The 15,662-nt window shown below is 42.4% G+C and carries 10 protein-coding genes; 3 read left to right on the plus strand and 7 right to left on the minus strand.

Features of this window, described 5'->3' with window-relative positions; translation table 11 throughout:
• Window positions 1-189: 189 nt before the first annotated feature.
• Window positions 190-1,431, plus strand: coding sequence for a GGDEF domain-containing protein (locus tag EKG38_RS12050; RefSeq protein ID WP_126520491.1), 1,242 nt, complete (start codon window positions 190-192; stop codon window positions 1,429-1,431).
• A gap of 246 nt (window positions 1,432-1,677) precedes the next feature.
• Here the strand turns inward: EKG38_RS12050 and EKG38_RS12055 are convergent, their stop codons facing one another.
• Entirely contained in the window at window positions 1,678-2,970 is a 1,293-nt protein-coding gene (locus tag EKG38_RS12055; protein WP_126520492.1) for an O-antigen ligase family protein, read from the minus strand.
• A gap of 578 nt (window positions 2,971-3,548) precedes the next feature.
• On the opposite strand from EKG38_RS12055, the gene EKG38_RS12060 reads away from it, so the two are divergent.
• Both EKG38_RS12060 and EKG38_RS12065 read left to right on the plus strand, forming a co-directional pair.
• Window positions 3,549-3,968 carry a secondary thiamine-phosphate synthase enzyme YjbQ gene (locus EKG38_RS12060; protein ID WP_126520493.1) on the plus strand — a complete coding sequence of 140 codons (420 nt, stop codon included), beginning with the start codon at window positions 3,549-3,551 and terminating at the stop codon, window positions 3,966-3,968.
• A 211-nt stretch (window positions 3,969-4,179) separates the two neighbouring features.
• A complete protein-coding gene (locus tag EKG38_RS12065) occupies window positions 4,180-4,866 on the plus strand; it encodes a flagellin (RefSeq protein WP_126520494.1) in 687 nt (228 codons plus the stop codon).
• A 3-nt stretch (window positions 4,867-4,869) separates the two neighbouring features.
• Here EKG38_RS12065 and EKG38_RS12070 read toward each other — a convergent pair whose 3' ends face one another.
• The 6 genes from EKG38_RS12070 to EKG38_RS12095 form a co-directional block, all read right to left on the minus strand.
• Window positions 4,870-8,154 carry a DEAD/DEAH box helicase gene (locus tag EKG38_RS12070; protein ID WP_126520495.1) on the minus strand — a complete coding sequence of 1,095 codons (3,285 nt, stop codon included), beginning with the start codon at window positions 8,152-8,154 and terminating at the stop codon, window positions 4,870-4,872.
• Window positions 8,155-8,572: 418 nt separating this feature from the next.
• A complete protein-coding gene (locus tag EKG38_RS12075; protein ID WP_126520496.1) occupies window positions 8,573-9,328 on the minus strand; it encodes a cytochrome b/b6 domain-containing protein in 756 nt (251 codons plus the stop codon).
• A gap of 158 nt (window positions 9,329-9,486) precedes the next feature.
• Complete coding sequence (locus EKG38_RS12080) at window positions 9,487-11,712, minus strand: sensor domain-containing phosphodiesterase (protein WP_126520497.1); 2,226 nt, start codon at window positions 11,710-11,712, stop codon at window positions 9,487-9,489.
• 368 nt (window positions 11,713-12,080) lie between these two features.
• Entirely contained in the window at window positions 12,081-13,295 is a 1,215-nt protein-coding gene (locus EKG38_RS12085) for an RsmB/NOP family class I SAM-dependent RNA methyltransferase (protein WP_126520498.1), read from the minus strand.
• Between the two features lie 257 nt (window positions 13,296-13,552).
• Window positions 13,553-14,926, minus strand: a complete 1,374-nt coding sequence (locus EKG38_RS12090) for a DEAD/DEAH box helicase (protein WP_126520499.1) — start codon at window positions 14,924-14,926, stop codon at window positions 13,553-13,555.
• Between the two features lie 175 nt (window positions 14,927-15,101).
• Entirely contained in the window at window positions 15,102-15,644 is a 543-nt protein-coding gene (locus tag EKG38_RS12095) for a hypothetical protein (protein ID WP_126520500.1), read from the minus strand.
• Between the last annotated feature and the right edge of the window lie 18 nt (window positions 15,645-15,662).

Below are 15,662 nucleotides of genomic sequence, written 5' to 3' on the forward strand. Positions count from 1 at the left end.
ATATTTCAAATCAGGACAAAAGAGATAGCTTAACCATTCAAATAAAAAAAGTACACAGGGCAATTGTTGACTATCATGTTAGTAGTGAATAAAACATAAAATTGCTAAAGTCTTATATACTTGTTGACTTTTAACAATTGAAAAAGACCACGATATGGATTTTTGTGAGTATATTCAAAGGATTTCAGCATGTCATTTTTTAGAAGCTCATTATTTAAGATTGGCTTTCCCATTCTTTTAGCAATACTAGTTTACCTGCCAAATGAGCAGCTGTTTACGCTATTAGCTACCTATCAAGAGTTACTTAACGCGCTACCCTATGTGCTCTTAACCTTGGTTTTGTTCTTAAGTCAGCCGTTTAATCAGGGAAGCACCGGTTTAGTCTCACTATTGATGCTACTTGGATACTATGTGACTCAAAACTGGTTAAGTTTGCCAATAGCTAACGATACAGATCGAATTACCTTTGTGTTATTCGCAACGTTATTACCATTAAATATACTTCTCATACATCTCCTGCCCGAAAAAAGGATACTATCCAGATTTGGTGCAGCATATTGCGGATTTATACTGTTACAGTTTCTATGGGTTTACATTGCGTTGGGACAACTTGCTTTGATGGACATAAGCTGGCTATGGCAATCATTCATAAAGCCTCTCCCAACAATTTCCCCCGCACCTTTAGTGGTTATTATATTGGCTTTCCTTTTAACGTTAATAAGTGCTTTGCTACTGCTATTTCGGGGGAACAATTATGAACAGTCGATATTTATAGCCCTGCTCTTCAGTAGTGTTTTAGTCCTATCATTTTACCAACCACTAATGCCAGAGCTCTGCTTCTCTTTAGCTGCTGCTGTCTTATTGATTACCATTATTGATTCTAGCCATGAACTTGCTTTTATCGATCAATTGACAGAGCTTCCTGGACGACGAGCACTAGAGATTGAGATAACAAATTTGAGTGGTCTTTATACTATTGCCATGATAGATATAGATCATTTCAAACATTTCAATGACACCTATGGACACAGAACGGGAGATGAAGTCCTTCGATTAGTCGCGCAGTTAATGAGTAAGAATAAGGGGAAAGGAAAGTTATTCAGGTATGGAGGTGAGGAGTTTACGGTCTTATTTAAGGGGAAAAATGCTAACCAATGTATGCCTTACTTTAATAGCCTAAGAACCAGAGTGGCTGAGTATGACTTAAAGCTCAGAAACTATAAATCACGGCCAATCAGAGGTGGGGGTGTTGTTCTAAAAATGAAGCCCGAACAGGTCGAGGAAGAGTCCGTAAGCATCACAGTGAGTATAGGTGTTGCCGATAGTCTTTCAGAGCTTTCACCGGAAAATGTAATACAAGCAGCCGATAAGGCATTATATCGCGCAAAAAACAGCGGTAGAAATAAAGTAACAAACTTGAGGTTTGCTTGATTTTTTGATGTACTTGAGTAATAAAATCACTTATATACTCTAACATTTTCAGTAAATATAATGACACGCTCAAACTTGTGCTAATACGAAGTTTTATCTGGTGTAAAGGAAAATAATAACTCCATAGGACTAGGAATGCTTGTTTAGAAACAAGCTTCCTAGTTAGCTAGAAATTTTTTGGTGTCTATATTTCTAGCGAGCATTTAATCAACAACGCCGAACAGTACTATTAGCTTAGTTGCTATCTTAGCCGATATTGGTTGCAAACTCTTTAATTTCGATGGAGATAATGGTTGCTGCGGCTAATATTGCGTAGAAAACAGGTTGAGAATGATAAAAGGTCCCATCCACCAAACTATGTATAGCTAATCCAAGTATAACCATAGTCGCTATTACACTTTCTTGTCTGTAATTATTATCTAAATCATAAACCTGTTTCTTACAAATCTTTAAAAATCCCACAAAAATATAAAGTAGTATTATGCTCGCAATTATGCCATAAGTTACCAATATTTGTAAAATAGAGTTATGGGGTTGCAATCCAAAAATATGGTCTGGATGAAGTCGATAACCCTCAGGCCCATGACCAAGCCATGGTTTTTCTCCAATCGCCTCAAGAGTTTGCTGCCAAATTAAAACTCTGCTTGAAGATAATTTATTCACGTCTTCAATATTTTGCAGTACTTCTCCTTGATTAAAGAATCTCGCAGGGCCATTCCACTCAAAGCATGTTAGTGAATACGCTGTACTCACAGACAAAATTAGCAGTACTAGTAGTGGAACGACTCTCTTCAATCTAAGTTCTCCAGTTTGATACAAGTAAATGCAGTAGATAGTTATAACAGCTAGAATTGAAAGTAATGACCCTCTTCCACCTAGCCAAACCAATAACGAGCAATTTGAAACAATAAGACATGAAAATCCGAAAAGATTTAATACTTTTGATTTCTCACTCATGAACAACACAACCACAATTGAGATGCCCACCGTGCAAAGATATCCCAAATACCTAATATTCCTCGCAAAAGGAAATAAAGGGCTGCTATCATACAATTTCGAAGGAAATGCCCCCACCCCCATAAGAAAAACAACCACAGAAATAAAAAGAATAGCAATAGGAATATAAATGAAAACTTCACTTTGAACTAAAGCAAACTCAACAAGAGTAGAAACCAACACAGTAAAAAAAATAAAATGAATTATTTTAAAGATTACACTGACGCTAACGACAGTGGATTCAATTTCATTATCAGAGTTAAAATTTGTGAGGGTCGACATTATTAAACATATAGCTAGAAAGAGGTATAGACGTGACGGGCTAAAAAAGTTTTGTAAGCATATCCTCTTTATTGAACTTATCCCATGGATAAAAAAATACGCGCTGACAAAAAGTAGTTCTAACTTGGCAATAGTGAAAGAGGTAATGACAGGTGAACTTCCCCCAACTAACGTCACTGCGATAGTTATCCAGATAAGCATCGTACAAAAGATGGCCTTTTTTTCAATTTTAAAAAATCTTGCCATACTGAATCCTTTCATACGCTTTACTCCCAATGAGATTGTTTTGAACTTGTCACAATCATTTATCACCCCCTAAATAAAGCTGAACTACATTTCATTTATATCTGCTATATAAAAATAGGCCATTGAATGGTTTGTTTTTTTGTTTATAAGTAAATAGTATAGAAGACATTCATTGACATTGACATTGACATTTTTGCGAACTCTCCTTAGCTCTATACTCGAAAAAGTTTCAATTCAAACAAATCGACTTCTAAGGTCAGCACAGATACTGGCTTGTGTATAAGCCGAGGCTAAGAAAAGTGGCCACTGCAATTTCATTGATTAGAAACTATTACTACAAAGGAAACAAGCCAAGTAATTGGTCTGAATGTCTCACCACGAATCACAAATTTTCAATAACTAAAAAACTAAGCGGTACCTCTTATGACATGAATTGGTATGACAAACGCGGTGTAGCAGCATCTCATACAATAAAACTCAATTATTTTTAGCTGATCCGCTAATTTAGTTTTATCGGGCCATGCTTACCTTCTATTCAGACAGCATCTGAGGCGATATAATCCCTCTAAACTTCGAGGACAGATGCAGATACTATCTGGAGCCAAAAACAGATCACTCTCACCGCAAAAACACGTGGATTTCACCTAATCACTTCAGAAATTGAACATGCAGTGACCGATATTAGTCAATTACGCGTTGGGCTCGTACATATTCTACTTCAGCATACCTCGGCCGCACTGACCTTAAACGAGAATGCCGATCCCAGTGTACGTGAAGATTTCGAGCGATTCTTCAATCGATTGGCGCCTGAAAATGAGCACTATTACACGCATACCTATGAAGGTCCCGATGATATGCCAGCCCATCTTAAATCATCACTCCTTGGCTGTGAGCTCACTCTACCCATCACAAAAGGCAGATTAAATCTTGGTATCTGGCAAGGGATTTATCTGTGCGAGCCAAGAGATCACGCGGGTGCACGCAGCCTCATTGTGACAATACAGGGAGAATGAACTTAGAAGGAATTACCGATTAAGCATTTTCTAGTAGATTTTGCGTTATAGAACAAGAGCATATTCTTTTGAGAGAAATACTCTCTTAGTTCCCTTCCTTCTATCAAGTATTTCTTTACATCAATTTACTCTAAATAGGCACTCTGCAGTGTTTGTTTTTTATCCAGCCAGGTTAGATAATTAAGTAACTCCTAAATTCTATGAGGCTTACATGAAGCTACCAGGCACAGAATCATCCGCACTAAGCTACATAGATCGCTTTGAGAAGAAACGCGAGGAGGAAGCGGAAAAACTCAGCTCGGGCCTTAAGATTAACAGAGCTTCCGATGATCCCGCAGGCTTGCAGATAGCCAATCGATTAACTTCCAGTATTAACGCAGCGGACAGGCGTGCAACTAATGCCAGAGATCAACAGAGCATCTACAATACGCAGGCTGGTCAGCTCTCATCTATTACGGATAGCCTGCAGCGAGCCAATGAATTATCGATACAGGCCGGAAACCCACTCAATGATAACGCCGCAATTCAAGCTGAACTCGATCAACTGACGGAGGAGATCAACGTTATTGCACAAAGCGCGCTGGGTCAGGCCAATTTTATTTCTGGCCTCGACGCCTCAGACCCTTCGGCTTCTCAGACAATAGTATCGGACGCCAGTGCCACCATAGATCAAACTGCCAGCGATATTGGCGCTCAAAGCAATGGCTTAGATAGCCGCATCAATAACTATCAAGTGAGTAGCATCAATACATCTGAAGCCCGTTCCCGTATTCAAGATACCGATTATGCAGAAACCTCATCTGAACAAGTTAAAGCCGAAATTCAGCTAAGAATTGCCGTACGAACAAAAAAAGATGAAGAGGAGCGCAAAGGTTTACTCTTCAACCAATTTGTCTGAGAATTATGATTCATCCATGGTGATTGGTTTAAGTAGTTCAAGCCAATCATCTCCACTCATATCAGTCACACTTGCGCTCTCTTGCTGATAGATACTCTGCGCCAGGCTCTGCTTAGACTCCTGTAACAACTGGATGCGCTCTTCCACCGTATCTTTACAGATCAACTTATAGACAAATACAGATTTATCTTGCCCTATACGATGCGCTCGATCACTCGCTTGCTGCTCTGCGGCTGGGTTCCACCATGGATCCATATGAATAACGACATCGGCTGCGGTAAGGTTCAAACCCGCACCGCCGGCCTTTAAGCTGATTAAGAAAACGGGGACTTCATGTTGCTGAAAACGTTTGACTAAACTTGCACGATCGCGGCTCTTACCGGTCAATTCCACATAAGTGACGGCTAATTGTTCCAACAGTTCACCTATCAAGGTTAACATGCTGGTAAAGGATGAAAAAATAAGAATTCTGCGCCCTTCTGCAAGCATAGAGGGGAGTTTATCTGCCAACCAATTGAGTTTACCGGAGCTGGTGGCAAATTCGGTTAGCCCCTGTTCGACACTTCCCTGAGTAAACGAAACCGTGGCGTCACTATTGTCATTCTCATCATTCGATGCTGTAACGCCTTCAGTCTGGCTAATATGACTATGACTGAGTTTTAATAGTTGAGGATGACAACATACCTGCCTGAGTTTCAGTAATGCATTACTTATCGCCAGACGGTTTCGCTTAATGCCGGAAAGCATCACCGCTTTCTGCACCTCTTCGGACATAGTCAAACGAATGGTTTCGTAAAGATCGCCCTGCTCCTGAGTTAAACTAATATACTCATTAATTATCGTTTTTTCAGGCAGTTCGGTCGCTACATCCGACTTCATTCGGCGTAGCATAAAAGGACTGATCCTCTTAACTAAAGCTAGACGCCTTTCATCATCTTGCTCTTTTTCTATGGGGAATTGATACAAACGCTGAAACTGCGCATAGGTTCCCAAAAAACCTGGCATCAAAAAATTGAACAACGACCACAATTCTCCTAAATGATTTTCCAGTGGCGTTCCCGTTAAGCACAGTTTGTGCGTGGACGATAAACTCGCCACCACCTTTGCAATACGACTACGGACATTCTTAATCGTTTGTGCTTCATCCAAAACAATCAGATGAAAGTGTTTATCGGCCCAAAATTGTGAGTCCTGCTGTAGGGTCCCGTAACTTGTTATTAATAGGTCGGTCGCTTCAATTTGTGACGCTAACTTGTGACGTCGGGGACCAGACCACAAGAGTGCATTAAGTGCCGGAGTAAATGTCTGCGCCTCATGCAACCAGTTTGCTAATAAACTCGTCGGAGCCACCACTAAACAAGGCTTAGTTAATCGTCCGGACTCTTTATCGAATAAAATACTCGCCAGCGTCTGAATGGTCTTTCCAAGTCCCATATCATCGGCCAGGATCCCGGCGAATGACTGATTTTGCAGAAATTGTAACCAATTCAAGCCTTGCTGTTGATACTCTCTCAATTTAGCATTTAACCCATCGGGTTGAGGCACAAAAAAATCACTGTGCGCCTGACTATCTAAAAATGAGTAAAGCTGCTGCGCTTTATTGTTTAACCAAGTGGTTCCCTGCCAATGCCACTGTTTCTGTTGGCCCTTTAATTGTGAAGATAGCTCTGCAAGCCTTGTCACCTGATGCATGGGAAGTGTTAGCGTTTCGGTATCTGACAGTGGCCTTGCTTCATATAATTCAACCAGTACGGCTAATATCTGCTTGACTCTATCCACAGGTAAAGAGAGTCGCTCACCACTATCAAGCTCCATCAAAATAGTATCTTTATCTTCAATATTGTCGACGAGTCCCAAGCGAATCGCTTTGACAAGATAAGGCAACAGATTGATTTTCTGTCCATTGACTTCGACGCCTATCTCTAGATCAAACCAATTTTTACTACCAGGATCCTGAGCAACGTCACCATACCAACGTTGAGCTTTGACAATACTGAATCGATTCTTCATATCAAATTCAATGCACCACCCCGCCAACGATAACCGATACAGGGCTATCATCTGCTCACTCAATACACTGGGTAACAGACGACTGCCAAGGGGAAAACTTTGCCACACGGGAGATTCAAACATTGAGGTTAATAATGGCAGGTCTGACAGTTGGATATTCCATTCTGCGGCTAAATTTAAACAGTGAGGTACTTCTTGAGCGTAATCAAAAACCTCACTCAATGAGTAAACGACCTCACCATTGAATAGCGAGAAGTTAGCAAGGTCCAGTGACAACGCATGCATATCATCCCAAGGGAATTCCACATGATGCCGGGTAACTCTCAACTGTGGTTGCCAATCAAACTCGGCATCGAGGTTAATATCCGGCATCGAAAAAGGGGCGGAGGTGAGGATCAGGCTCATGCTTGCAAGATCAAGATAGCTATCGACATCGATCTCAATAAATGGTGCCGGATCCACAAAATCTTGGTGATAGTGCTGCTCAATTTTTAATGCAGGGTTTGAACAGGTTTCCCAAAAACACCGTTGAGTCGAAACCAGATGCCGAATAAAGTCGAGCCCGGTCAGTGCACTCAGGTTTACTGAAACGGCCTCCCGTTGTTTTACTTTGTCCTTTTCACTGCATTGCTCAATCAAGATAGAGAGCTTATCCAGTAAGTATCTGTCTGCCTGAGTGACAAACTTAGGCAATACACTTTTCATGAACACGTCTAATCCCAGATCATTCTTAATCGAATAGATGCCGGTTTTACTCAGGTAACCTTTATGTACAGATAGATGTAATCCATCTTGGTTTTCAGACAAGAGATAGATGATCCGGTGACGAGCCATATTGGGATAGGGATCGAAGCGTTGGTTTAGCTCAGTCCTGAGCAACCTTTTTGCCGTATCGGGTCTTTTTTTATCACTGGCGTAAGGAGTTATCGGGTGTTGTTTCGCGATATGCTCGATTGCAATGGCGGCCAGATGTTTACAAGCCTTATCCTCTTCATTTTGACAAGTACAGTGAGAGAGGCTCGATTTGACAACCGGTCCGGCAGACCAATCGAGCGTTGCATAGATAGAGCTAATGCTCCTAGCCGAACTCTTACTCAATGCTTTTTTACTACTGCTTTGAGTATTGTTTTGAGAATTGACTGCATTCAGGTCATCGGACTTAAACTCGGCACTAATAATCAAACCTGAGTGTTCGCTCTTAACTAACGTTCCTGCTAATAGCAGCTGCATACCATGAAATATTGCAGACTGACTAAAATACGCTTCTAGCTGTACCAATGAGATCGCCTTGCTCTAATCTTGATGACTATTTATGACTTAATAGATGCGGCCAAATAGTGAATGGCCCATTAAAATTAAACCGAAAGGGAGAACTATAACATTGATTTTGAACGACTACAGGTTATTTTAATCAATTTTTGAGGTATGACCCGTACCAATAGAAAAAGATGCACTCAGCTTCCATTAAAACAATCACCTGCAGCCTTGAAGAGAAGATAGAAATGAAATAAGAAGGATGAATTTGTCAGTCAGAACAGGAGTGCCCTACCAGATATTGATTAGAGCCCTTCAATTCAGACCAGCCGAATCAAATAACTAAATGAATAAACTAAATGACAGAGCCACCCAAAAGGGTGGCTCAAGTAAACCATTCGACTCAAGACCTGAAAAATGTCCGAGTCAGAAACCGGAGAAACTAGTCTTTATCCTCTATCGGACCTTTTATACGCTTCTTGCCGGAAAACATCGCTGAGATAATCCCGGGTTGATGACGGCGTTCGGCCTGTATAACGGCGGCAACATGAAGCCCAATCAAGAACATTAAAAAGTAAACACTATAGAGGTGAACCTTACCTGCGATACTCTTAACAGGTTTCATCTCTGCAAGCTTGCTCTTATCTACCCCGGTCTCATCGTAAGGTTTGATTGACGTCGCATCGACGCCATCGGCCGCAATATACTGAGTGATAGCGGAGCCGAAAGGGGGGTAATAGATATCGGTACCCGCCCTGAACAGGCCTGTTGCCATAATCAAAATCAAAATCAACATGATGGTCGCGACAGCAAGCTTACCTAATGGATTATGTCCAACATACTGCGGATTTTGGCCATCTTTAAGTGCCGTTCTGTATTGTTTGATGGCGCGAATATTAGGGGTGTTATGCGAGAATTTAGCATAGCGGTTCCCAATGAAGCCCCAGATAATCCGTACCAACAAATTAGCCGCGAACAGGTAACCTATGATGACATGTAACTCTTTCAGTTTAATCTTGGCCTCAAGCGCGTCGATGCCTAGATCTTTACGAAACAACATGATTAAGCCGACAAAAACTAAGCTTAACACCAGTAATACATTCACCCAGTGAAATAATCGGCTCGGCCTGTCCCAGACTTGGTAAGTTGTGATCTTTTCAGAGTTGTTATTTCTTTTGTCATTGTCATTGTTTTTCATCGCTATTCCCCAATAAGCATAAAAGTTATTTAGCCGTAGCTTACGCCGATTTAAACTAATTTCAGTTAATATTCATTAATGAAACAATCACTTAAAAATAATGTATTCAGGAAATGTACTAATGAAAGATGTGTCAAACCTCAAAGCGGTAAAATGTATTACTCCATCAAAGTCAGCAAGTCCTGTTTGGGCATAGGTTTATAGAAATAATAGCCCTGAACGGCCTCTATACCTGCAGATCGAACAAACTGAAATTCCTCTTCAGTTTCTACCCCTTCGGCAATCACGTGTAGATCCAGCGCATGGCTCAATGTCGTGATCGCCTTTACCAAAGCTTGTTGTTTCATCGAAGAGCCGGAGTCTTGAATAAAACATTTATCTATCTTGATGTGATCGACGGGAAAATGACTTAAATACGATAAAGAAGAGTAACCCGTTCCAAAGTCATCGACAGCGATCTGTATCCCCAAACCTCTCAGCTTCTGGAGTGCATCGATGAGATGCTGATGCTGCTTCATCAAGAGCGACTCGGTGATCTCCAAAGTAATACCATCAAAAGGGAAACTATCCGTGGTTAAATCCACGGCGATATCATTGATCGAGGTGACAAGACAATCTTGTAAAGCGTGGGACCAAAACTCATACATAGAAACATTGATCGACAGACCGATCTCTATCCCTTTACGCTTAAATTCCAGCAAAGAAGCCATGGCTTCTTTACGAACCCAGTGACCCAACTCGACAATCAACCCACTGCTTTCGGCGACAGGGATAAACACTTCAGGGGAGATGAATGCCCCTTCATGCTTCCATCTCAGCAACACCTCTGCACGAACTATCTTGTTATCTTCCAAACAGACAATCGGCTGATAGTAGAGTTCGAATGCATTAGTCTCCAGTGCAAATTTTAGGTCGTTATGTAGTTTTGCCGTTAGTTCTGCATCTTGTTGCATCTGCTGTGTAAAGAAATGAAAACAGTTTCGCCCCTCACTCTTTGATATATACATCGCCTGATCGGCACAATTTAGTACCTGTTCTAGATTCATGGCATCTTCTGGAAACCTGGCAATACCGATACTTATACTGGTTAATACACGCTTGTTCTGGCCCAACAGATAGGGCAAAACAACCGAGTCATTGATTGCATGCGCTTGCCGGACAAGATCGCTCTCTTTGACCATACCGGGTAGGAAAAGCGCAAATTCATCTCCCCCTAATCGGGCAACCAAGGCCCTCTCTTTTGTACAGGCTTCGATTCGTTTTGCCACCTCAACTAAAAGCTGATCCCCCTTATCATGGCCTAAGGTGTCGTTGATCTGCTTGAAATTATCAAGATCCATCAACATAAAACCAAAGCCCGGAGTTAAGCTATCGGACTCAATTTCGGCTTGTACAATTTTGAACAGATAGTTACGGTTTGCCAGTTGCGTCAATGAGTCATAGTTAGCTTGGTAATCGATAAGGGCCGAGGCGCGTTTACGTTCGGTAATATCACTGAATAACCACGAGTAACATAGCTCTTGTGAACCGCGCTCTTTAAACATGTTCACCGTCACTTCCAGATAGAAACCCTCACCTGACGCTCTGGTGCCAACGAGCTCTCCCTGCCAGGCTTCTTTGGTAGCCAGGCTGGCAAGCATACTATCGAGTATATCTTCCCCCGATCGCTTAAAAAACTGTACCGGATCAAATTTGGTTTCAATGCCCGAAGTAAGCTCTGTTATCGCATAAAATGCCGGGTTGGCATTCAGAACAGTCCAGTGCAGATCGGTGATCACCAGCCCCAAGGGGAGATGGTTGAAGATATTACCCGTTAACCGCTCGAACTGAAGCGCCCGGCTTCGTTCGATGGCCAAGCTAGCAAGTCTGGCCGCTTCCGAAATGAGTAATAGGTCTTTCTCAGTAGGAGACTTGATGGTGTCATAGTACATGGCAAACGTACCCAGCACTTTTCCCTGACTGCCCTTGATGGGCTCAGACCAACAAGCGTAAAGACCCGCTGCCAGAGGCAATGCTTTAAAGGCCTCCCAAAAGGGGTGAGTCTCGACATCTTCGACGATAACCCTTTGACCGGTAAATGCCGCAGTGCCGCAAGAGCCGACACCATCACCGATCTCAATACCATGAATCGCTTGATTATAATCATCGGGAAGGTTTGGAGCCGCACCATTGAGAAGACGTTTACCGTCATCGCTCAATAGCAGTACAGAACCTTTCGTGCCCAGCTTCTCCTCTTCAATGAGAAGAACCAGAGCGATAAGAATCTTTTCGAGAGGAGAGCCATCTAACAGCATGGTCAGTATGGCGCCGTAGCGTTTTATACTAACATTAGAATCGGTTAGGCTCGGAATAACGGGTATTATTGATTCATAACTTAGGCTCATACAGCCCCCTGAATGACGGATTTCTATCCTTAAAAATCCTACGACAACAATTAGGATATACTAATCATAAACTCTATGTAAATAAGAGATTTAGGTTAAATTGATGGCTTTTTGCCTAGTCAACTTGTCAAGCTAATTGGCGATATAATTTAGCAACAAAAATCCAAAACAATATCTTAGGTGACAAATAATCTTTGTTCCGGCCATGAAGGTATTTATACAAATCGGTATTATTCAGGCGGGAATCGTGGACTGTTCTGTGATTCTGCGTGATGAGAAAGCTCTTGGTTACAGAGGAAGGGGTTACACAGATAAAGGCTACAAAGCCAGCAGAATATAGACTCTGCTGGTTAACATCGAGACTTGAGCTATTCAGCAATACGCTCGAGTTTGGCTAGGTAAAAACCATCGAAACCCGAATCCGCAACACTGATATTCTCATCTTCGATAAACTTAAAATGATCATTTTCAGCAAGAAAAGCATCCACCTGATTACGGTTTTCTTCCGGCATAATTGAACATGTTGCGTAGACCAACATGCCGCCAACTTTCACCATACGACTGTAGCTTTGCAAGATATGCTTTTGTAGCTCAACCAAAACTGGCAGACGCTCCGGCGTATCACGCCACTTAGCATCGGGATTACGTTTTAGCACACCAAGTCCCGAACAAGGGACATCGAGCAGAACTCTGTCGGCACTGAGTTTAAGACGCTTAATCGTCTTACTGCTGGCAATGATACGAGTCTCGATATTATCGGCATTAGCACGTCGTGCACGTTGCTTGAGGCTGTCTAGCTTCCACTGCTCTACATCCATCGCTAACAAGCGGCCCTTGCCTTTCATTTGAGAGGCGATTGATAATGTTTTACCACCCGCACCGGCGCAGGCATCGATAACACGCATGCCCGGCTTTGCATCGACAGCGGCAGCAACCAACTGAGAGCCTGCATCTTGCTGCTCGAACCAGCCCTTTTTAAAGCTCTCGGTACGGAACAGAGCTGAGTCAGAAGTAACCTCCAACGCAGTATCCACGCCTTCAACTTCTTGGGTTTGAACCTGCTCGTTGCGTAACTTCTTGGCTAACTCTTCACGAGTGCACTTTAATAAGTTAGTACGAATAAAACGCTTAGGTTGCGTATTTAATGCTGCACGCTCTTTGGCCCAAGCTTCACCAAGCTGTGCTTGACCCATCTCATCGAGCCACTCGGGACAACCATCCCAAAGTGCCGGTTGCTTCTTAGCCTCTTCAAGACGAGTAAAATATTCGGCTTCAACAAGTGGCAGAGAATATTGCAGCTTAGGAAGTTCAAGCTCATGAAACAGGTGCCATGCATTTATCAAACGCGTACCCAGACGAGACATCTCTTCGGGTTTCACATCGGACAAGAAACAGTACAAGTTCAATCTACGTAAGATATCTCCGGCAACCTTGGTGATACGGGCCTGTTCTGATGGCGCTAGTTGTAGGCCAGAAAAATGTACCGAGTAGGCTCTGTCTAAAGGTTTACCTTCAGATAAGACCATATCTAATACACTAATAACCAATTCTGTCGAGCTAGGTGAAAGCGGAGAGTTAAGCATGAAGTTGCCTGTTGTAGATGCATGAAATAAAAACGTGTGGATCATAGGAGTTAAGCAAGCAATACGCAAGCAAACTCTCGCCTCAACAAGGAGAATAACGACACGAGTGTGACTGATAATACCATTCCATATAAGTATCTGGTCAATTCAAGATACATTTATGCAGAAATGGTAATAATACAAAAGCGACCCTTAGGCCGCTTTTTTCATCGTCAGGTCCGTCCAAAAATGAGCGGACACATTTGAAATCAAATCAGTTAACGATTCCAAGGGTTAAGCGGAAGCTTGTTATCTGCTGAGCTTTCTTTGTTATCTGAACGATTATTGCTTGAAGACCGATTTTTTGAAGACCTATCTTTTGAAGAATTTGATTTTGAAGAGTCACGCTTAGAATAATCAGGCTTTGATGATTGAGAGCGTCCGCACTCTTCTTTAGGTGCAGCATCTCTAACTGGCTTGTTTTTAGGCACGAAGTTTAAAACGGAAACGGGTACGACTTTACTCGGCTCAAAACCTTCAACCACCTTTCTTTCAATCAAATGATCTAGGCGCCTTTCAATCATGCACAGATTTTTAAAATCATCTTTCGACACCAAAGAGATAGCTTCACCCGCAGCACCCGCACGTCCCGTACGGCCAATACGATGTACGTATTCGTCGGCAGGGAAAGGCAGATCATAGTTAATCACCAGCGGTAGAACGTCGATGTCGATACCGCGTGCAGATACTCCAGTCGAAATTAAATACTTGATCTTACCCGCTTTAAAGTCGGCTAATATTTTCTCACGAATGGCCTGTGTACGACCGCTGTGAATACATTCAGCCTCAATACCACGCTTTTCAAGCTGGCTCACTAATTTACCGGCACCATGTTTGGTTTCGATAAAAATGAGTGCCTGCTGCCAGTTATTTTCATTGATAAGGTGGCTTAACAGCGCCGACTTCTTATCTTTATCGACAGTAATGAGCCACTGGTCAATATTTGGCTTACCCGCACGCTCTTTATTAAAGGAGAGCTGGATCGCATTGGAAACCGTGTCTTTAGCCAGTTCTCTTACCTGTCTGGAAAGTGTGGCTGAAAACAGTAAATTTTGTCTCTCTTCAGGTAGTGTATCGATAATCTTAGTGATATCTTCGATAAAACCCATATCCAGCATTCTGTCGGCTTCATCGAGCACTAACATCTCAATTTCATCGAAGTGGATCGCGCGCTGGGTATACAAGTCCCGTAGACGGCCAGGTGTTGCGACGACGATGTCGACGCCATCGATTAACGCCTGTTTTTGCGGCGCATAATCGACACCACCATAGATGGCTATGGACTTAAGGTTAAGATTTTTACCGTACGCCTCAATGCTCTTACAAACCTGCACCGCGAGTTCTCTGGTCGGTGTAAGTATAAGCGCACGAACACGTTTTTTACGTTGCGTTTCACCTCTGGCCAACGTCTCAAGGATTGGCAACACAAAAGTGGCAGTCTTACCACTCCCCGTTTGCGCAGCAGCAATTAGGTTTTTGCCTTTAAGCGCTAGCGGAATGGCTTCAGCCTGAATAGGCGTAGGCGTCAGATAGCCCAGTTCGCTAATAGCATTTAAGATTGGAGCGCTTAATCCGAGTGTAGAAAATGACATGTAAAGTCTCAGAGTGATGATTGATAAATAGCTGAAAAGGCCGATAGACAAAAATCAAAAGGCACTAACAGAAAAATAGGGGGTGATTATAACAGAAGAACCGGAAGCAAGTTATCACTGACTTATCACGACAGGCCAACCACAACACAAGGCCCTGCCAGCGCTTTTAAAAGTGCTAACAGTTTATCGAGTTATAGTAAAAATCTGCAAGTTCGACTTTCTCAAAACTGAAATTTAGTAACCCATCCTCTTCCTTAGCTGTGCTCGAGTTATTCCAGGGAATAGTTAATTCGAACTCCTCTATCCCATCGACCGAAACCGGAAATGTCAATGTATACCATTGACTGAAATGGTCGTTCGCTTCGCTCGACTCCTGCTCGATAACAGTAATATCAACAGGATAGAGTTTGGATGAAAAATTCGATGAGCTGACAAATACGTTATCAGGTAACAGTGCATCAGCCTTTGATTTTGCTCTGACCAACAAGGTGATTTTCAAATTCGCACCGGAAACATATTCGGGCATAACAGTGAGAGTCGCAGCACCAAGAATTTTCTCAACCGCATCATTTCTTGTTGTATGGTAACCACAACCCATAGATGGCGTAAGTTGGCCATCGTTTAGATCAGGCTTGAAATAGGTTCTCGTAGTTGGGTAGGCAACACAGCCACTCAGCATTATTAAGCAGAGTAGGACTCCCGCGATTTTATGGTTCAAAAAAAGCCTTTTCATAAA

Source organism: Shewanella canadensis (assembly GCF_003966225.1).
Taxonomy (GTDB): Bacteria; Pseudomonadota; Gammaproteobacteria; order Enterobacterales; family Shewanellaceae; genus Shewanella; species Shewanella canadensis.